Genomic DNA, 20,929 nt, shown 5'->3' with positions numbered 1-20,929 from the left:
TTGACTGGGGGAAAAATAAAAAGAGGGGCGCTACCTACTCTCGCATGGACAAGCCATACTACCATCGGCCCGGATATGCTTAACGGTCGGGTTCGGGATGGGTCCGCGTGTTCCCATATCCGGTATCTGCACCCCTCAATCTCTCATTCACATGTGCATAGTTACTCAATAAGGTCAAGGCCTCGGGCTATTAGTACCGGTCGGCTCAATACATCACTGTACTTACACCTCCGGCCTATCTACGTCCTAGTCTCGAACTGCCCTTACCTCCATATGGAGTGGGAAACCTCATCTCGGGGCCCGTTTCCCGCTTAGATGCTTTCAGCGGTTATCGGTCAGGTACGTGGCTACTCAGCTCCTGCTCCTGGCGGAACAGCTGATTTACCAGTGGTACCCTCACACCGGTCCTCTCGTACTAGGTGTGACCCCCCTCAAGTTTCCTACGCCCGCAGCAGATAGGGACCGAACTGTCTCACGACGTTCTGAACCCAACTCACGTACCGCTTTAATGGGCGAACAGCCCAACCCTTGGGACCTACTTCAGCCCCAGGATGCGATGAGTCGACATCGAGGTGCCAATCCGCGCCGTCGATATGAACTCTTGAGCGCGATAAGCCTGTTATCCCCGGGGTAACTTTTATCCGTTGATCGACGGCCCTTCCACTCGGATCCGCCGGGTCACTAAGACCGTGTTTCCACCCTGCTCGACCTGTCAGTCTCGCAGTCAGGCAGGCTTTTGCCTTTACACTCTCCTGTGGATTTCCAACCCACATGAGCCTACCTTCGCGCACCTCCGTTACTCTTTAGGAGGCGACCGCCCCAGTCAAACTGCCCACCTAACACTGTCCCATCAGTGCTCTTCACACTCAATGGTTAGTAACCCATCATGCTGAGGGTGGTATCCCACCGGCGGCTCCACCTACCCTGGCGAGCAGGTTTCTCTGCCTCCCACCTATCCTGTACACAACATGACAAGTTACAATGTCAGGCTACAGTAAAACTCCACGGGGTCTTTCCGTCTAACTGCGGGTACTGGGCATCTTCACCCAGTCTGTAATTTCACCAGGCCCTCCGCTGAGACAGTGCCCAAATCGTTACGCCATTCATGCAGGTCGGAACTTACCCGACAAGGAATTTCGCTACCTTAGGACCGTTATAGTTACGGCCGCCGTTTACCGGGGCTTCGGTTCGTTGCTCTCACAACTCCCCTTAACCTTCCGGCACTGGGCAGGCGTCAGACCCTATACTTCCTCTTTCCGAGTTCGCAGAGTCCTGTGTTTTTGGTAAACAGTCGCCTGGGCCTTGTCACTGCGACTCCCCGGTGCAGTTGCCCACACCAAGGAGCACCCCTTCTCCCGAAGTTACGGGGCTATTTTGCCGAGTTCCTTAGCGGAGGTTAGCCTGCTCCCCTTAGCCTTCTCAGCTCACCCACCTGTGTCGGTTTTCGGAACGGGCATGTATATACTCAACGATAAGCGAGGCTTTTCTTGGCAGCCGGGCTACCACCTCGTTGGACTTATGTCCTCCCCTTCACGCTTCAGACTCCAGTAGCGGATTTACCTACTACTTTCTCTGTCCTTTGCGCTTGGATGAGCGTGCCACTTGCTCACGAGGCTTCGCCTTCTGCGTCCCCCCTCTTATCTCGTATATACATGGCACTGGATTCTTTACCAGTTTCCCATCGGTTACTCCTTTCGGATTCACCTTAGGTCCCGGCTTACCCTGGGCGGACGACCCTTCCCCAGGTACCCTTGGGCTTTCGGGGGGAGGGATTCTCACCCTCCTCTCGTTACTCATGCCCACATCCGCTCTTGTGCTTCGTCCAGTAATCCTCACGAATTACCTTCTCCCTACTGCACAATGCTCCCCTACCAATCCGCAGATTCCGCAGCTTCGGCGTACGGCTTCAGCCTCCTTACATTTTCGGCGCAGTCCGCCTCAACCGGTGAGCTGTTACGCACTCTTTTAATGATGGCTGCTTCTAAGCCAACATCCCGGCTGTCTCTGGCAGTCCACTACCTTTCACACTTAGCCGTCTCTTCGAGACCTTAGCTGGCGGTCTGGGCTGTTTCCCTCTCGACCATGGAGCTTTTCCCCCACAGTCTGTCTCCCGTACATCAACTAACGGTATTCGGAGTTTGACAAGTTTCGGAGGTTACCCCCCTACGCCTATCAGTGCTCTACCCCCGTTAGTCTTGTACGAGGCCGTGCCTACACACGTTTCGGGGAGATCCAGCTATCACCAGGTTCGGTTGGCTTTTCACCCCTATCCACAGGTCATCCGAATGCGTTTCACTGCATACCGGTTCGGGCCTCCATTGCGTTTCACCGCAACTTCACCCTGCCCATGGATAGCTCACCTGGCTTCGGGTCTGCATATACTGACTATCCGCCCTCTTCAGGCTCGCTTTCACTTCGGCTTCGCCTCTCCCGGCTTAACCTCGCCAGTACATGCAATTCGTGGGCACATTAATCAAAAGGCACGCGGTCACTCTCTCGAGCTCCCACTTCTTGTAGGCTTACGGTTTCAGGTTCTCTTTCACTCCCCTCCCGGGGTCCTTTTCACCTTTCCCTCACGGTACTTCTACGCTATCGGTCGACGGGTAGTATTTAGCCTTGGATGGTGGTCCACCCTGATTCACGCAGGATTCCTCGTGTCCCACGCTACTTGGGATCATAATCCAGCCACTCACATGTATTTCGCCTACGGGGCTTTCACCCTCTCCGGCATACCTTCCCAGGTATTTCGGCTATACATGCTTCGTGACCGAGCCTCGTGCTGTCGGCTCCGATTATGTCCCGCTACCCCATACTGGCAACGGCAGCACCCTTTTACACCAGTATGGTTTGGGCTCCTCCCCTTTCGCTCGCCACTACTCAGGGAATCTCTCTTGATTTCTTTTCCTCCGGGTACTAAGATGTTTCCCTTCCCCGGGTTCGCCTCCCTTTCGGGATCTTTTGGGTTCCCCCATTCGGACATCCACGGATCTACGCTCGCTTGCAGCTCCCCGTGGCTTTTCGCAGCTTGCCACGTCCTTCTTCGCCTCCCGTCGCCTAGGCATCCGCCGTAAGCCCTTTTTACCTTGACCTTATCTTTCACTATGCACTTGTCAATGAGCTGGTGGGCCCGGGTGGACTCGAACCACCGACCTCACGCTTATCAGGCGTGCGCTCTGACCACCTGAGCTACGAGCCCAAACTCCTTCACTACTGAACAGAGACACCCTTTTCTTTTTTCTCCTTAGAAAGGAGGTGATCCAGGCGCACCTTCCGGTACACCTACCTTGTTACGACTTAGCCCCCCTCGCTGACTCCACCCTCGATAGCTGGCCTCCTTTCGGTTAGCCTCACCATCTTCGGGCGTTTCCAACTCGGGTGGCTTGACGGGCGGTGTGTACAAGACCCGGGAACGTATTCACCGCAGTGTGGCTGACCTGCGATTACTAGCGATTCCGGCTTCATGCAGTCGGGTTTCAGACTGCAATCTGAACTGGGGTAGGGTTTCTGGGATTCGCTCCACCTCTCGGCCTCGCTGCCCTCTGTCCCTACCATTGTAGCGCGTGTGTCGCCCAGGACATAAGGGGCACGATTACCTGACGTCATCCCCTCCTTCCTCCGCCTCGTCGGCGGCTGTCCCGTTAGCGTTCCCACCCTAAGTGCTGGCAACTAACGGCAAGGGTTGCGCTCGTTGCGGGACTTAACCCAACACCTCACGGCACGAGCTGACGACGGCCGTGCACCACCTGTATAGGCTCCCGGTACCGAAGTACCGGGTCCCCTGCATCTCTGCAGAGTACCACCTATATGTCAAGCCCTGGTAAGGTCCTTCGCTTAGCTTCGAATTAAACCACACGCTCCACCGCTTGTGCGGGTCCCCGTCAATTCCTTTGAGTTTCATCCTTGCGGACGTACTCCCCAGGCGGCCCACTTATCGCCTTAGCTTCAGCACGAACGGTACTACCGCTCACACCTAGTGGGCATCGTTTACGGCTAGGACTACCCGGGTATCTAATCCGGTTTGCTCCCCTAGCTTTCGGGCCTCAGCGTCAGGTTTGCCCCAGGAGACCGTCTTCACCACCGGCCTTCTTACCTGTATCTACGCATTTCACCGCTACACAGGTAATTCCGTCTCCCTCTAGCAACCTCAAGTCTAACAGTTTCAGACGCATTTCCCTGGTTGAGCCAGGGCCTTTTACATCTGACTTATTAGACCGCCTACACCCCCTTTACGCCCAGTGATTCCGGGCAACGCTCGCCCCCTACGTATTACCGCGGCTGCTGGCACGTAGTTAGCCGGGGCTTTTCCTTACCTACCCTCATCAGATGGCCATTCCCTACCATCCTTATTGTTCGGTAAGTTCAGGAGTTTACGTCCCGAAGGACTTCTTCCTCCACGCGGCGTCGCTGGATCAGGGTTCCCCCCATTGTCCAATATTCCCCACTGCTGCCTCCCGTAGGAGTGGGACCCGTGTCTCAGTGCCCCTGTGGCCGGCCACGCTCTCACGCCGGCTACCCGTCGTCGGCTTGGTAGGCCTTTACCCTACCAACTACCTGATGGGTCGCAGGCAGCTCCTCCAGCCAAGCCTTAGCTCGCTTTCCCCTCTCGGGCTCATCCGGTATTAGCCACCGTTTCCAGTGGTTGTCCCGGTCTGGAGGACACCTTCCTACGCGTTACTCACCCGTTCGCCACTAGTACTACAGCCCGAAGGCTGCCTCCTCGTTCGACTTGCATGTGTTAAGCACGCCGCCAGCGTTCGCCCTGAGCCAGGATCAAACCCTCCATCCAAGATTTCGAGTTCGATCTTAACTCTTTGAATCTACTTCCGCTGGGTGTCTCTGTTCACTTGTCAAGGAGCTTCTCTTCCTCTTCTCTTTTTCTTCCAGACGCTCTCACCCGCGTCCGAGTATATATATTACCACCTTTCTTCCCATTTGTCAACTTACAAATCTGTTAATTTCGTTAAGCGTTAGTGAATTGATTTCTTTTTTTCGTTGTTTGTTTTCTATAATAAGCTTTATTCCTGCATTATAACATAATGTTTTAATTTTTCTATTTTTTCCTTATCACCAATTACAACCAACGAATCACCTTTTTTTATAACTAACTCTGATTTCGGATTAAACTGTGTTTTCCTATTATTTCTTACTGCTATAACAACCAGATCTATTTTTTTAGGAATTTCCAATTCTCTTAATTTTTTTCCTATCATCCAGCTATTATCCGGTATTTTTACTTCTTCAAAATTGAAGTTTTCTCCAAAATCCATCTGAAAACTTTCGAAGAATGATAATACATTAGGTCTTAACACCATGGATGACATTCTTTTTCCTGTTATTTCAGGTGGCAATATTACATTATCTACACCGGCATATAATAATTTTCTTAATTCTTCTGCGTCATTTGCTCTTGAAACAACATATAATGCTGGATTTAATGTTTTCGCAGTAAGTGCAATATACAGGTTATCTATATCACTTGGTAATGTAAGCAATAATCCTTTTGCATCAAATATATTTGCCTTGATTAGCACATCTTCTTCTTTGGCATCTCCTATTATGTAATTTAGATCTTTATATTCATCACGAGACAATAGTTTTTCTATCTTTTTTTCATCATCTTCTATTACTACATGCGGAACACCGTTTTTCATAAAATCATCAATTATATATTCTCCAGTTTTTCCACCACCAACAACAATATAGTGATCAGAAATATTTTCCAATCTTTTCATCATTTTCAAAACCCCCAATATTTTTTTAAAGTCTCCTTCTACAAATAACGCTGTTAGAGAGGATATTAAATATAATACTACAGATATACCTGAAAATATTAACAACGCATCAAAAACCTTTGTTACATTGGATATTTTATACGGCATTTCATATCCCACTGTGGAGAGGGTTATTGCTGTTACATAAAAAGCATCAAAGAAACTCCACTTTTCAAGTATCATAAAACCTATTATCCCTATTACAAATATTATCATTATAATTGCTATTGATACTGTTATTTGCCTGAAAAATTTCTTATATTCTTCCATTTCCTCCCCTCCATGTTCATATATACGGAACTCTTTTTTTAAAATATTTTTTTTGATCTAAAAGTATTTTTTCGCTAATATATTCTTCTAAATCTTTAATTTTCGAATATTTTTTTAGTATTTCTTCTGTAATTCCAAGACTGTTGATTTTTTCTTTTATATATTCAATATTCCCTTTTTCTTTTATATATTCATGATTTATGGCAAGGAATATAAGCTCTCTTATATATTCTTTTTCTTTTAATATTAATTGATTATTAATATTATTATACACTATTAATGGATTTGTATTCAATACCCTCGAAAGTCTTTTTATTTTTCCTTCATTATTTTTTCTATTTTTAGAAAGATAAACTTCTTCAAATTCTTTTCTTTCTATTTTTTTATTTTTATCTTTTCTTGTTTTTAAGAATCTATTTATTTCTTTTTGAAGCATAAGTATATCCTGCTCTTTTATATTGAATTCATTTAAATACTTATTTTTTAAAATTGAAATATCAAAAGATATTTCATCTTCTATATGACCAATCCATATTTCAGGAATACCTTCTTGATTTAATATTTCTTCTATTGTTTTTTTCTTTATTCCATATATTTGAAAGATTGTTTTTTCTATAAACCCTTCAAGTATTGTAATATATAATTCCAGCAAATATTTTTGCTTTGTGTATTTTATTACTTTATTTTCAAAATTTTGCATTTCCTTTATTGAATGAAGAGGTGATTCTATATAATGAAGTTCAAGAGGAGATGTTTCAATTAATTGTTTTTTTATTGCTATTATTAATTTTACAGCTTTAATGAGCATTTTTTCTTTTTTTGAATTTTTATATAATCCTGGAGCAATAGGAATATTTTTCAGATCTCCAACTTCAAGATCTACACTTCCTGCTATAAATCTATATATATAAAAAGCTAATTTGCTATTTAAAAATCCCAGTAATGCAAATTTAAAATTTTCATTATCAGTAAATATGCTACTTCCTTTACAATCGAATAAAAAATTTTCAGGTAATAATCTGAATGTTGGCCCTTTTGATGTTGTCATAGAATAGGTTATTCCTGATTTAAAATAGTATTGTCTGTTAGGTAAATGATTTCCCATTTTTTTTAAAAGTTTATAATTCTCTTCATCAAAGGCTATTACCCACCATAAATTCCCATACCATTTATTATAAGGTCCTCCTTTTGCATACGGAACCCATTTTTTACCATCTTTTTTGTGGTTAAAACTTATCTCTTCACGAGGAACTTCCCAATGATATCTTAAAAATCTTTTATTGTCACCTGTTGCAATTCCCTGCCTAACATCAGCAAAATTTATTAATTTCTCATATTCAAAGATTTTTTTTACTTCTTCATTTATCCAATATACAAATGGATAGCCCGGTATTTTTTTAAATTCGTTTTGATTTTCATAATATATATATTTTCTTTCTTTTCCTTTTTTTATTATGTTATCTAATACTTCCTTCTTTTTGTTATAATCTATATCCCTTAAATCTATAAATAAACTTTTATTTTCTTTATTCCCTTTTTCTTTTCTAAGAATATACATGGCGGTATCAACAAGTGCATCTTCAAATACGCCTCCAAGACCAAAATGAACAAGAGATTCTATATGCATATTTTTTATTATAAACTTTCTTAAATCTTCATAACTGCTAATAAACATAAAGGTTTGTGGGGTTATCATACCAAGCAATCCGCCATCTCTTAAAAAATCATAATTTCTTTTTATAAAGCACGAATACAGGTTTTTTCTAAAATCAAAGTATCTTTCTCTTATAAGTTTTCTCAATTCTGGCGTATAATCATGAGAATCTGCATAAGGAGGATTGGATATAACTATATCATAGTTTAGAGATAATATTATCAAATATTTTTTCATTTTTTCTGCATAATGTTTTTCTAAAACTGTTTTTTCTGTAAATAATGAATATTTTTCATATTTTTTTATTATCTTTTCTCTATTTTCTTTTGAAAGAGTTATTAAACTCCCTAATTCTTTATATCCAGAAATTTCATTTTTTATAGATTTTAATATCTCCTTAAACTCTATATCTTCAATATCTTCTTCTTTTACAATATCAAAGTTTGTAGAAACTATATTAAAATTTATTGGTTTAATATATCCATCTTCCAGTGCTTTTATTTTCAGAATTGTCTTTGCTATTTCAACACCTTTTTCATCTATATCTATACCATAAATATTTTTTTCCAGTATAAACTTTATATATTCTTCTTTCTTATATCCCTGTTTTTCATAAAATTCTTTTAAGCGGTTATATACTTTTATTAAAAAATGTCCGCTTCCACAAGCGGGATCTATAATTTTTATATTTTCAAGTTTTATTTCTCTTTCTTGTTTCTTATATTGTATTTTGTATTTATTAGCTATTTCAGAATCATCATAGATTTCGCAATAATATTTTGTCAATGTATTGTCAACAAGATATTCTATTATCCACTCAGGTGTATAAAATTGAGATTGTTTATGTATCTTCGGAATATTTTCATCAAGATTGTAATATTGATATGCCCATCCCAGAATATCATCTTTATCCCAATCTTCTACACTACTAAAATTATTATGTATTTTTTTTAATAATTTTTCTTCAATTTTTATATTATATAATTCATCAAATAATTCTGGTATATATCGTTTTAATTCATTGTAATCATACGCATTTTTTAATATGCCTTTTTTATATAATAATTTTGAAGATATAATCTTACTTAATATGTTGAAGGTTATTTCATTTATAAATTTTTCTTTATTATTATCCTTTGCTAAAAATTCCCTGATTATTAAATTTTCCTTTTTAAAATTTTCTATGTTTTTAATAATAAACTCCTTTAGCGTTTTTTTTGATTCTAAAACGCTGTTTTTCAGGTTTTTATACATACTATTTCACCTTTTTTCCACTAAATATATCCTCAAAATATAGTTTTTATGTTCTATATTTATAATATAATATTCTTTGAAAAGCTCTGTTTCCTTTTCGAATAGGTATTTATAATCATCTATTTTATAGATGTTTTCAATATTTTCAATTACGAAATTGGTATACTTAGAACTGATATAAATTACATTTTCTTTTAAACCATTTTTTAACTCTTCAGGTAAATCATTTTCATTTATCTTTTTATATTGCCCAAGCAGAAACTTTGTAAAAAGTTCATCATAACAATCTATCAAATCAATAGGCACTTTATAAAATTCATATATTTTATTATTATAAAAATAGATATTTTTTATTCCTCTAATATAAAAAGCCGGAAAAGATAGTAATACTCCATTTTCTATATATCTAACATTAAAATATTTAAATCCTCTTTCTTCCAATTCCAGATTTTTATATTTTATTAAAAAAGTGGTATCGCCCCTTTTTATAATTTCAATATTACCATCATTGGTTTCTATATACCCCTCATCAAAATACATTTCATCCCAATCTTTTTTAGCCAATCTTAAATGAGGTAAAATTGTAAATTCATTAATTACATATTCAAATTCATCCCAGACAAACCATATAACAAAATATACAGCAAATAAAATCCCAAATATAAATAAAAATGATTTAAAATTCTTTTTCTTTTCATTGTTTGGTAATCTCATTCTATTACCACCATACCTTATATCCATTTGTTATTGGCATTCTTCTATCCTTTCCAAATGCTCTTTGAGTTACTTTTATACCAGGCGCTCCCTGACGTCTTTTATATTCATTAATATCAACTAATTTAACAACGTACTTTACAGTTTCAACATCAAACCCATCTTCTGTTATTTCATCTATACTCATTTCATATTCAATATACCTTTCAAGAATTGCATCTAATATCTCATATGGTGGTAATTTATCCTGATCTGTTTGATCAGGTCTCAATTCAGCTGATGGCGCTTTAATAAATACATTTTCAGGTATAACCCAACTTCCCTTTATTCTATTAAAATATTCCGCTAACTTATATACTTCGGTTTTATATACATCTTTTATTGGCGATAATCCACCAGCCATATCTCCATATAATGTTGCATAACCTGTTGCAACTTCACTTTTATTTCCAGTTGCAAGGGCAATATGGCCAAATTTATTTGAAAAAGCCATAACAATAGTTCCTCTAATCCTTGCCTGAATATTTTCCTCAGCTACATTCATTGGTAATCCACTAAAAGCTGCATCTAATTCTTTTAATAAACTTTCAAATGTTCTTCTAATTGGAATTGTATGCGTTTTTATACCGAGATTTTTTGCAAGATCATATGAATCCTTTATACTTCCTCTTGAAGAATACTGTGAAGGCATTAAAATGCCAAGAACATTCTCAGCACCCAATGCATCTGCTGCCAATGCTGCAACAAATGCTGAATCCATACCTCCACTTAATCCTAAAACCACTTTGCTAAAACCATTTTTATGAATATAATCTTTTAATCCAAGTTTTAAAGCATTGTATATCTCTTCATATCTTTCAAGTAATAATACCTTTTTGTTTCCTTTATAAACGTTGTCCTTCTTTTCTATTGTTTTATTTATTTTAATAACTTCAACATTGTGATTTTCATATATTAAATGTCTTCTTTTAGCTTCTCTTAAATTAGCTCTTGTTGAAGAAATAGGATCAATATCAATAAACTCTATTTTTTCTTCAAATAATGGTAATGAATGTACAACTTCCCCAAATGGATTTATTACCACGCTACCGCCATCAAATACTATTTCATCCTGACCTCCAACAAGGTTTACATATACTAACCATGTAGATAATTCTGCTGCTCTTGTTTTAAGCATTTCCAATCTACTTTCTGGTTTTCCTTTTGTATATGGAGATGCTGAAATATTTACTATTACATGTGCCCCCATTTCAGCAAGATCAACAGCAGGACCATTTGGTACCCATATATCTTCACAAACAGTAACCCCTATTTTTAATTTATTTTCAAGTTCTATCATTAAAGGGCTATGCCCGGGTGAAAAATATCTTTTCTCATCGAAAACAGAATAATTTGGCAAATATATTTTATGATACTTTGCTGATTCTTTTCCATTATACACAACATATGCTGAATTATATGCATCCACATCAAAATCAAGATTACCAATTACAGAAATTGTTTCTTTACCTTTAGAATATGAAATAAAATCATTTAGTGATTTTTTTGTGTCGTCTAAAAATCCTGTTTTTAAAACAAGATCTTCAGGTGGATAACCAACAAGAAACAATTCTGGAAAAACAAGTATATCAGCCTTATTTTCCTGTGCGATATCAAGAGCATTCTTAGCCTTATCAAGATTCCCTTTTAAATTTCCCACATGGGCATTTAATTGTGCCAATCCTATTCTCAACCTCATAACATACACCTCTTTTATAATTATTTAATTTATTAATTTTATTATACCATTATAATACTCATGAGTAAAGACTTAAAAATCACAACTTCCACTTTTTCACAAACTAAATAAAAAAACAAAAATTCCTTAAAAATATTTATTGTAGAAAACTTCATAAAAAGATTCACTCATGCGACTCGATTGCTAATCCTCAAAAACTGCTCATATACGCTGGGGCGCTCAGATTCCCCATCCCTGGGGAAGCTTCGCTCAAAAAAACATCCTGTTTTTTTTGTCCCTCTTCATTCGCAGTTTTTTCGGGCAATCTTCGAGCATTCGTTCATCTTTTTATTCAATTTTCTTTTATGTTTTACTTATTTTAATATAATCTAATAAAGAAAATAAAAATAATAATATGAGTGAAGACTAAGAATTTCCCGAAGCGGGGATTACAGGATAGTTGGAAAAAATAAAAGCGAGTGAAGGCTCGCAAAGTGTTGGATTATATAAAAGAAAGTAGAAAAATAATATGAACGAAGACTAAGAATTTCCCGCAGCGGGGATTACAGAATAGTTGGAAAAAATAAAAGCGAGTGAAGGCTCGCAGAGTGCCTGAGAAAATTGTGAGTGGAAGGGGTCAAAATCACACGGATGTGATTTTGAGTGAAGACGAACATGGATGTGAGTCTGCAACGACCCCTGAGAACGAACAATTTTCGAAGATCAGCACTCAAGTCGCCTGAACAAGCTTTTATTTTTTCCAACACAAAGAATTTTCAAATGGAGCAAGGATCAGAAATTCTTGCCGTTTGAATGAACATTATTTTTATTTTTTTCAATCAAACACAAAAAGAACAATCATAACCGTGAGTTTGCAACGCTCGGTAGGAATATGCTATTATAATAGTAAAAAATAGCATTAAGGAGCTGATTATATATGTTATTAAAAGAAAAAGAAGGCCTTAAATTCCTTACATTCTCTCATTTCGAAAAATTCAACAACCTCTTTCATCTATTCACAACAAGAATATACAAAAACACCAATGATTTTAATCTCAACAAAAGACTATTAGATTCAGATATACAAATAAAAAACAACTATTCAACGCTGTGCAGAATATTCAATATCCCTCCAGAAAACTTAGTCTTTTCAGATCAGGTTCATGACAATAAAATAAAAATAATAACCCAAAATAGTGATTCCATAAAAGAAATAGATGGATTAATAACCAATGAAAAAAACATCTTCTTAGTTACATATTATGCAGATTGCACTCCAATATATTTCTACGATTATAAAAAAGAAATAATCGCATTGGCTCATTCTGGCTGGAAAGGAACCCTAAAAAGAATTGCACAAAAAACTATAAACACCATGGTAACTAATTTCAATTCCAACCCTTCAGATATATTAGTTGGTATTGGTCCCTCAATAGGACCAGAATCCTTTGAAGTAAAAGACGATGTAAAATCATTATTTGAAAAGGAATTTAACTATAACGACATTATAATAAGAAAATCCGGCAAAATATACATCGATATATGGAAGACTATAAAATACCAGCTTATTGAATCTGGTATTCCAGAAAATAATATTGAATCTTCTAATCTTGATACATATAAAAGAGCAGACTTGTTTTTCTCATATAGAAAAGAAAAAACCTCCGGAAGAATGGCTGCAATAATGGGATTAATTGACAAATAAAAATTATTCTGATATAATAGTTCGTAAGACTAACTGTTTGTCTGGAGGTTTTGAAATTGTCTAAAGCTACTATTAAAAAAAATCACAGGGTTGATATATTCTCGAGATCCATATTAAGTTCTTTATTTTTATTGTCATGGCCAATGATTGTTTCCAATTTAATGCAAACACTATATAACATAGTTGATGCATATTTTCTTGGCAAGTTAGGAAAAGTAGAATTTTCAGCAACCACCATCACATGGCCTCTGGTATTTGTATTTATTTCTTTTACAATAGGATTTTCAAATGCTACTGTAACCCTTGTTTCGCAATATACCGGCGCAAAAAATAAAAAGATGTCACAAAAAACTGCGGGACAGGCTTATGTTGTATCAATAATCCTTGGATTAATCCTGTCCACAATTGGGATTCTGTTTTCAAATCAAATAATACATGCAATAACAGGTGAAAAAAGTGCTGAAGTTATTCCATATGCCATAAGATATTTTAATATAATTATGATTGGTATGCCATTTGGATTTTTATTTAATATTTCTTCTTCTATATTAAGAGGTTGGGGCGATTCAAAATTTTCAATGCACATGATGTTCTACTCTACTATTATTAATATAATACTTGACCCTATATTTATATTTGGATTCTGGTTAATACCGGAAATGGGCGTTGCTGGTGCTGCATGGGCAACAACAATTTCAAGGTTTATTACAGGTGTTGTTTCATCCTACCTTGTATTCAAGGGAGAAAGAGGATTTAAAATTAATATAGAAGATTTAAAACCTGATATTGAGATTATAAAGAAAATATTATTTATAGGTTTCCCGGGTTCTTTAAGTTATACTATCACTTCAATTGGATTTGCTGTTATTATGAAATTTGTATCTTCATTTGGACCTGTTATAGTAAGCGCTTATGGAATAGGAAACAGAATAATAAATTTAATAACCATGATCTCCTTTGGTATTGGCTCCGCTGTTACCACAATGGTTGGTCAATTTTTAGGGGCTAATGAAATAGAAAATGCTGAAAAAACTGTAAAAACTGCTTTTATAACTAACTTTTTAATAATTACAGTATTGAGTACATTTACATTTTTCTTTGGCGGTCATTTAACAAAGTTCTTTATAAATGAACCTGAGGTTATAAAAATAGGGGACATATTCTTTAAGTATGTTTCTTTTTCACTTCCGTTTTTTGCATCTATGAGTGTTTTTGTAAATACCCTTGTAGGCGCTGGAAAAACAGGGCAGTCAATGATAATAAATATTACCAGATTATGGGGAATTAGAATACCGCTCATTGCTTTAATGTCTCAAAAATGGGGGTTTTTAGGTTTATTCTATGCTATGATTATAAGCAATATACTTGCCATGATATTAGCATGGCTTTTCGTTAAATTTGGAAACTGGCGAAAAAGCATTATATAAAACAAAATGCCCGAAAAAATCGGGCATTTTTTATATTATTCTTTATTCAATTGTGCAAAGTATAAAAGTTCTGCTTCTATAAATCCGTCAAGTTCTCCATCTAAAACCGCATCTGAATTTGATGTTTCATAATTAGTTCTATGATCCTTTACCATTTTATATGGATAAAGCACATAAGATCTAATTTGATTACCCCATGAAATATCCTTAACATCTCCCATTAATTTCATCTTTTCTTCCATTTTCTTCTGCATTTCCAATTCATATAATCTTGCCTTTAAAATCTGCATGGCTGTTGCCTTATTTTGATGCTGCGATCTTTCATTTTGACATGCAACAACAATACCTGTAGGTAAATGAGTAATTCTAACTGCAGAGTCTGTCTTGTTAACGTGCTGCCCACCAGCACCTCCAGCCCTATATGTATCTATTTTCAAATCATCTGGCCTTATTTCAATATCTATTTCTTCATCTATTTCAGGTGTCACAGAAACAGAAGCAAAAGATGTATGTCTCCTATTTGCCGCATCAAATGGCGAAACTCTTACCAACCTATGAACACCAGACTCATATTTTAATTTACCATATGCAAATGGACCGCTAATTTTTACAGTTACACTTTTTATACCTGCTTCATCACCAGGTAGATAGTCTATAATTTCCAATTTGTAATTGTTTTTTTCTGCCCATCTGGTATACATTCTAAGCAACATATCAGCCCAATCCTGAGATTCTGTTCCACCTGCACCAGGATGAATTGTAAGATAAACATTGTTTGAATCGTATTTGCCAGAAAGTAGCATTGCCAATTCAAAATCCTTAACCTTTTTTTCTATCTCTCCTAATATCTCCATTGCCTGTTCTTTCATTGAAGGATCCTCTTCGCCAAATTCTATAGCAACCGCTAAATCATCAAACAATGAAGATAAATTATTGAACTCTTCCATTTCATGTTTTAAATGTTGCAATTCACGAGAAATTTTTTCTGCCTTTTTTTGATCATTCCAGAAATCAGGATCTGTCATTTTATTCTCTAATTCAGATATTCTAGCAGTTGTTTTTTCAATATTAAAAAGATTCTTTAGATTTTCAAACTTCTCCTTAAGCTCGTCTATTTTCACTTTTACTTCATAATCGAGCATCGTCGTTTCACCTCTTCACTCTAATTCTTTTGTGGGATTTTTTATTTTGCTTTCTTTTTTCTTCTCTATTAATAACGCTACCATCATTATGCACAAAGTTTAATTGATGTATCTTCTTCTTTGTTTCTTCCTCTTCTTTTGAAGTATCTACCTTTACTATTCTTAATAGATACGATACTGTATCATCATATATATTGTTTATTAATTCCTCAAACATAATATACGATTCTTTCTTAAATTCCATTGTAGGATCTTTTTGACCATAGGCTCTTAAACTTACAGCCTCTTTTAAATGTTCTATAGCTTCTAAATGTTTTCTCCATCTTTCATCAATTATTCTTAACATTATAAATTTAGCTATTTTCTTAAAGTCTTCCCCAAATTCTTCTTTCTTGGACTTGTATTTATCCCATAATATTTTAAAGATTTTATCTTTGCATTCTTCAACTGTATCAAATTCTATATTTTCAACTATTCCATATGATAATAGTTTTTTCTTTAATTCTTCTTTATCTATAGTTTCTTCATCAGTTATTGAAGATTCAATTATTCTATCCACAACATCTTCAAATATTTCCTTTAGGTGATCATCATAATCACCCTGAGATAAAATCCAATCCCTATGAGCATATATAGAAGAACGCTGATAATCCATTATAGAATCCAATTCAAATAATCTTTTTCTTATGGAAAAATGTATTCCTTCTACCCTTTTTTGAGCATCTTTTATTATTTTACTAAGCAATCCATGCTCTATAGGCTCTCCATCCTGTATCTTTAAAGCACCCATTATACTCTTTAACTTTTCACCACCAAAGAGTCTTAATAGATCATCTTCAAATGAAAGGAAGAATCTTGATTCTCCAGGATCTCCCTGCCTTCCAGACCTACCTATGAGCTGATTATCAATCCTTCTACTTTCATGCCTTTCAGTACCAATTACATATAAACCACCAAGCTCTACAACACCTTCACCGAGTTTTATATCTGTACCCCTACCTGCCATATTTGTTGCAATGGTAATCATTCCTTTTTGACCGGCTTGTGCAACTATTTCTGCTTCTTTTTCGTGATACTTCGCATTTAATACATTATGTGGTATTCCTTCTTTTTTCAACATGCTACTGAGCAATTCACTTGTTTCAATTGACGTTGTACCAACGAGCATTGGTTGCCCTTTTTTATATCGTTCTTTTATTTCAGAAACAACTGCATTCCATTTTTCCTTTTGTGTTCTAAATATTAAATCATTTTGATCCTTTCTTATAACAGGTTTATTTGTTGGAATAACCACAACATCACAGTTGTATATCTGTTTAAATTCATCTTCTTCTGTTTTTGCAGTACCTGTCATACCAGCAAGTTTTTCATACATTCTAAAATAGTTCTGGAATGTAATTGTTGCATAGGTTAATGATTCTTCTTTAACCTTTACACCTTCTTTTGCTTCAATTGCCTGATGAAGCCCTTCACTATAACGTCTTCCATGCATAAGCCTTCCTGTAAATTCATCAACAATAATAACTTCTCCATCCTGAATTATATAATCTTTATCTCTTCTAAAGTAATATAAAGCTTTTAATGCATTTAATGTATGGAATAAAAAGTGTATATTTTTTGGATCATAAAGGTTATCAATTCCCAGCATCTTTTCAAGTTTTGATATACCTTCATCGGTTAATATTACCGCTTTACCCTTTTCATCTAAGGTAAAATCTTCGTCTTTTTTCAACTTTCTTGCAATTCCTGCAAATTTTGTATATAAATGTGAAGGTGTATCAGAAGGACCTGAAATAATAAGCGGTGTTCTGGCTTCATCAATTAAAATACTATCTGCTTCGTCAACTATTGCATAATGATGTCCTCTTTGAACTTTATCTTCAAGATCATATACAAGATTATCCCTCAAATAATCAAAACCAAATTCATTTGCTGTTCCATATGTAATATCGCATTGATAAGCTTTTTTTCTATCGGCTGTCTCCATTCCTGCCTGAATAAAACCTACGCTGAGACCAAGAAATTCATATATTGGCCCCATCCATTGAGCATCCCTTTTAGCAAGATAATCATTATGCGTGGCAAGATGTACTCCTTTTCCTGTTAATGCATTTAAATAAACAGCAAGCGTGGCAACAAGAGTCTTACCTTCACCTGTTTTCATTTCTGCTATATTTCCTTCGTGTAGAGCAATACCACCCATTAATTGCACATCAAAATGCCTCATATTTAATACTCTTTTAGACGTTTCCCTTACTGTAGCAAACGCTTCAACTAATAAATCATCAAGCGTTTCTCCATTTTCCAATCTCTTTTTAAATTCTTCAGTTTTTGCCTTTAACGCTTCATCTGATAATTTCTCATATTCCGGTTCTATTTTATTTATTTTTTCCACCGTTTTTCTATATCTGTTTAATGTTCTTTTATTTTTATCAAATATTTTTGATAAAATACTCATCCTTTCACCTACCTTAATATTATTAACTCTTTAAATCTATTATCCTCTTCAGAATTTAAAATTAAAACTTCACCGGGAACTGAATCGCCTATATACTCCTCGAAAAAAGAATTTATATTTATATACCAGAAATATAATACATTATTTTCCAGATTATCAATATTTTTAAATACTCCTAAATTTGATATCTTTTTAGAACTTACTATAATATATTTCATTAAAGATGGAGAATTTGAAGATATAATTAACTGTTTTTCGTTTAAATAAAGATATACCGGATCTCCAATATTTTTATAATAAATAGTATAATAAGTATAATTCCCCAATTTTTTACTTTTGATGTTCCAATGAGAAAATTTTTCTTCCAATTTTTCGACGTTAACTTCACCTGGTATAATTATGGATATCCCATCACCCTTTCTCGAAAAATATTCGCTTATATATACTGAATCTACATTTTTTACGCTTTCAAGAATATATCTTAATACATTAAGCGAATAATCGTCATCTGGTGTAAAAATTCTCTTTGCGATATTTAAAATATTTTCTTTTTTTTCTATATTTAAATATACAACAGAATCACCAAAAATTTTATAATCTTTTTTCAGCGAGGTACTTTTTAATACTTTGAAATTTGTATCAATATTAAATATGATATTTTTATTTTCATATTGAACTGTTACTGTTCCCTCAGAAGTATCCGGATATTTTTGAATATATTTTTCCTGCAAAGGTTCAACAAAAAAATTAAATTTGTGATTTTTAAAATGGATATATACATTTGTGGTTACCTGTAATTTTAACTCGTTAAAATAATCTAAAAGCCCAAAAATTTCTGTTAAGTCTATTGCTTTTCCATTATAAAATATTATATGATCTGCTATTAATTGGAATTTTAAATTTAACTGTTTTATATTATATTTTCCATTATTATATTCTACCTCATAACTAAAAAGATTTTTTATCAAATAAATTAATTTTTCTATATCATTATAATCTGTTATTATATATCCATTAAAATTAGATATAAATTTAATACTATCCTGTATAGGAATTATCCAGAACATATTCTCCAGAGATAATGTATCATTGGTTAAAAATAAAAAATCCGAATTAATAAACTTTAAAACATCATTTTTAAGACTTTTATCTATATTTTTTTCCAGAAAAGAATATAATTGTTCCTGTCCCGCACCTTCTTTAGAATACAAATATCTAAAAAATGGTATATTCTGATATACGCTGGAATAAAATCTTCCAGGAGATTTCCAGTAAAAAGATATATCAAACCCTATTGAAAATATGGTTATATTAATAAAAATCAATATAATTATCAGGATTTTCTTCAACACAATCACCTCTAAATTTTGATAAATCAATTATATCAAAAAAATTTTTGATATAAAAGTATAAAATAAAAACAAAGCCTGACGGCTTTGTTTTTATTTTATTTTATTTTTTATTCAACTGGGGTAAGAGGCAGGTTAAAGGTATATTCTATTGATCGCTTAAGTAATAAAATATACCATTCGCTATCCCCTGCTAAATTTCCAATATAATATTCCAGAGGAGAAGTCGAAGCGATTACCCTTCCATTTCCATATCTATATTCAATATATGTTGGATATTTTTCATTTGTAGAATATTCTTTTATAAATACCACAGGGTTAATTATATCTGCCGAACTTAAATTATCAAAACCTCCGTGACTTGCATAATTACCCACTAAAGATTCTTCAGGAAAGCCTGCCAATAATGGATGTGTTCTATTTGTTATTTCATTATAACTATCATAATAATCTCTCCAGGTTACACCGCCAGGAAGAGTTCCTGTAAAATCTCCTCCATTCCAGCCATTGTCGCAGGCAATCCAGAATAACGTTCCACCATTACTTACAAAAGTATTAAATTTATCCATATTGGTTTTATATATATCATAAAAATTACCTGTCTGATCACCCTCGATAATTATAGCCCAACTTGAATCAAATGAATTTAAATTATTAATATCTTCAGAACTTTTTATTTCATATTGTTTTATACCACTACCTTCAGAGAAACCTATATTATCTAAAATATCCGTAACAGCACTTGGTTCTGACCAGGCATCTACATCTTTAAAAATAACAACATGTTTTGCCGCTTTACGTAATATCAAATCCGGTGCCACTGTATTTTTTCCGTTTTCTATAACAATTGGTGCTGCATCTGCCGAATATTCAGAGTTTTCTTCGACATCTCTTGCATACACTATATAATTACCCACAGGAACAAAATCAAATGAATAGTTTCCATTTTTGTCTGAAAATGTGTACATCCCGGGCAAAGGTTCTCCTTCTGGCGTTCTAATTTCTAACAAAATACCTGTTTGGTCTGATTTATCAATATATTTAACTTTTCCATTTAAAGTACCATAATCTCCTAACGGATATAACACCAGAGATGCTCCTAAAGTCGTTTTTTCATTATTTTTTATATCTATAAATTTTTTTGTTGGAAAATACCCATCCTTTTCGGCCTTTATTATATATTTCCCTTCTGGAATATTCTCCAATGAAAAATAACCATCTTCAATTGTTTTAGTTTTATTTAAGGTACTTATAGTATCAACTGGACTAAATCCATTTCCTGTTGCCTCTAAACCTTCTATTGATACTTTAATATTGCTATTATCCACATTATCACTTAAATTTGCATATCCATCAACATCTCCATTTTCCATTATCGGATCAACTTTTTGACATGAAAAAAACAAAAATATGGTTATTAAACCTATTATAATAATTATTTTTCTTTTCATAATTTTTCCCTCCATTA

10 protein-coding genes, 1 tRNA gene and 3 rRNA genes are annotated in these 20,929 nt (G+C 35.2%); 2 read left to right on the top strand and 12 right to left on the bottom strand.

All coding sequences use genetic code 11. The annotated features are described in order from the left end of the window. Nucleotides 1-22: 22 nt before the first annotated feature. The 8 genes from rrf to MARPI_RS06955 all read right to left on the bottom strand — a co-directional run bounded on the left by rrf (nucleotide 23) and on the right by MARPI_RS06955 (nucleotide 11,401). A 5S ribosomal RNA gene (gene rrf / locus MARPI_RS06990) occupies nucleotides 23-136 on the bottom strand. A gap of 34 nt (nucleotides 137-170) precedes the next feature. Beyond that, a 23S ribosomal RNA gene (locus tag MARPI_RS06985) occupies nucleotides 171-3,089 on the bottom strand. 30 nt (nucleotides 3,090-3,119) lie between these two features. Continuing rightward, nucleotides 3,120-3,196: transfer RNA gene (locus MARPI_RS06980), tRNA-Ile, on the bottom strand. A gap of 49 nt (nucleotides 3,197-3,245) precedes the next feature. Beyond that, a 16S ribosomal RNA gene (locus MARPI_RS06975) occupies nucleotides 3,246-4,786 on the bottom strand. The 16S, 23S and 5S rRNA genes sit together here with 1 tRNA gene alongside, the layout of an rRNA operon. A gap of 229 nt (nucleotides 4,787-5,015) precedes the next feature. Next, on the bottom strand, nucleotides 5,016-6,041 hold the full coding sequence (locus MARPI_RS06970) for a potassium channel family protein (RefSeq protein ID WP_014296887.1): 1,026 nt from the start codon (nucleotides 6,039-6,041) through the stop codon (nucleotides 5,016-5,018). A gap of 16 nt (nucleotides 6,042-6,057) precedes the next feature. Beyond that, nucleotides 6,058-8,949: an Eco57I restriction-modification methylase domain-containing protein gene (locus MARPI_RS06965; RefSeq protein ID WP_014296886.1), complete on the bottom strand. Its 2,892-nt coding sequence runs from the start codon at nucleotides 8,947-8,949 to the stop codon at nucleotides 6,058-6,060. Between the two features lie 6 nt (nucleotides 8,950-8,955). Further along, on the bottom strand, nucleotides 8,956-9,663 hold the full coding sequence (locus MARPI_RS06960) for a hypothetical protein (RefSeq protein ID WP_014296885.1): 708 nt from the start codon (nucleotides 9,661-9,663) through the stop codon (nucleotides 8,956-8,958). 4 nt (nucleotides 9,664-9,667) lie between these two features. Further along, nucleotides 9,668-11,401, bottom strand: coding sequence for an NAD+ synthase (locus MARPI_RS06955; protein ID WP_014296884.1), 1,734 nt, complete (start codon nucleotides 11,399-11,401; stop codon nucleotides 9,668-9,670). Between the two features lie 916 nt (nucleotides 11,402-12,317). Between MARPI_RS06955 and pgeF the strand changes: the two genes are divergently transcribed. Both pgeF and MARPI_RS06945 read left to right on the top strand, forming a co-directional pair. Beyond that, nucleotides 12,318-13,085, top strand: coding sequence for a peptidoglycan editing factor PgeF (pgeF, locus tag MARPI_RS06950; protein WP_014296883.1), 768 nt, complete (start codon nucleotides 12,318-12,320; stop codon nucleotides 13,083-13,085). A 56-nt stretch (nucleotides 13,086-13,141) separates the two neighbouring features. Then, on the top strand, nucleotides 13,142-14,512 hold the full coding sequence (locus tag MARPI_RS06945; protein ID WP_014296882.1) for an MATE family efflux transporter: 1,371 nt from the start codon (nucleotides 13,142-13,144) through the stop codon (nucleotides 14,510-14,512). Between the two features lie 35 nt (nucleotides 14,513-14,547). Here the strand turns inward: MARPI_RS06945 and prfB are convergent, their stop codons facing one another. The 4 genes from prfB to MARPI_RS06925 form a co-directional block, all read right to left on the bottom strand. Then, a complete protein-coding gene (gene prfB, locus MARPI_RS06940) occupies nucleotides 14,548-15,654 on the bottom strand; it encodes a peptide chain release factor 2 (protein ID WP_014296881.1) in 1,107 nt (368 codons plus the stop codon). 7 nt (nucleotides 15,655-15,661) lie between these two features. Beyond that, nucleotides 15,662-18,112: a preprotein translocase subunit SecA gene (secA, locus tag MARPI_RS06935; protein ID WP_014296880.1), complete on the bottom strand. Its 2,451-nt coding sequence runs from the start codon at nucleotides 18,110-18,112 to the stop codon at nucleotides 15,662-15,664. An 8-nt stretch (nucleotides 18,113-18,120) separates the two neighbouring features. Further along, entirely contained in the window at nucleotides 18,121-19,461 is a 1,341-nt protein-coding gene (locus MARPI_RS06930) for a hypothetical protein (protein ID WP_041638554.1), read from the bottom strand. A 110-nt stretch (nucleotides 19,462-19,571) separates the two neighbouring features. After that, nucleotides 19,572-20,912: a collagen binding domain-containing protein gene (locus MARPI_RS06925; protein ID WP_014296878.1), complete on the bottom strand. Its 1,341-nt coding sequence runs from the start codon at nucleotides 20,910-20,912 to the stop codon at nucleotides 19,572-19,574. Between the last annotated feature and the right edge of the window lie 17 nt (nucleotides 20,913-20,929).

Origin of the sequence: Marinitoga piezophila KA3, from assembly GCF_000255135.1 — a bacterium.
GTDB lineage: Bacteria > Thermotogota > Thermotogae > Petrotogales > Petrotogaceae > Marinitoga > Marinitoga piezophila.
Note: the sequence above shows the minus strand (reverse complement) of the source record. Positions and strands in the feature narration are given on the sequence as shown.

What these genes read in the sequence shown, in the direction of transcription:
- MARPI_RS06970 (WP_014296887.1), bottom strand. Translation starts at nt 6,041, where the DNA reads ATGGAAGAATATAAGAAATTTTTCAGGCAAATAACAGTATCAATAGCA.
- MARPI_RS06965 (WP_014296886.1), bottom strand. Translation starts at nt 8,949, where the DNA reads ATGTATAAAAACCTGAAAAACAGCGTTTTAGAATCAAAAAAAACGCTA.
- MARPI_RS06960 (WP_014296885.1), bottom strand. Translation starts at nt 9,663, where the DNA reads ATGAGATTACCAAACAATGAAAAGAAAAAGAATTTTAAATCATTTTTA.
- MARPI_RS06955 (WP_014296884.1), bottom strand. Translation starts at nt 11,401, where the DNA reads ATGAGGTTGAGAATAGGATTGGCACAATTAAATGCCCATGTGGGAAAT.
- pgeF (WP_014296883.1), top strand. Translation starts at nt 12,318, where the DNA reads ATGTTATTAAAAGAAAAAGAAGGCCTTAAATTCCTTACATTCTCTCAT.
- prfB (WP_014296881.1), bottom strand. Translation starts at nt 15,654, where the DNA reads ATGCTCGATTATGAAGTAAAAGTGAAAATAGACGAGCTTAAGGAGAAG.
- secA (WP_014296880.1), bottom strand. Translation starts at nt 18,112, where the DNA reads ATGAGTATTTTATCAAAAATATTTGATAAAAATAAAAGAACATTAAAC.
- MARPI_RS06925 (WP_014296878.1), bottom strand. Translation starts at nt 20,912, where the DNA reads ATGAAAAGAAAAATAATTATTATAATAGGTTTAATAACCATATTTTTG.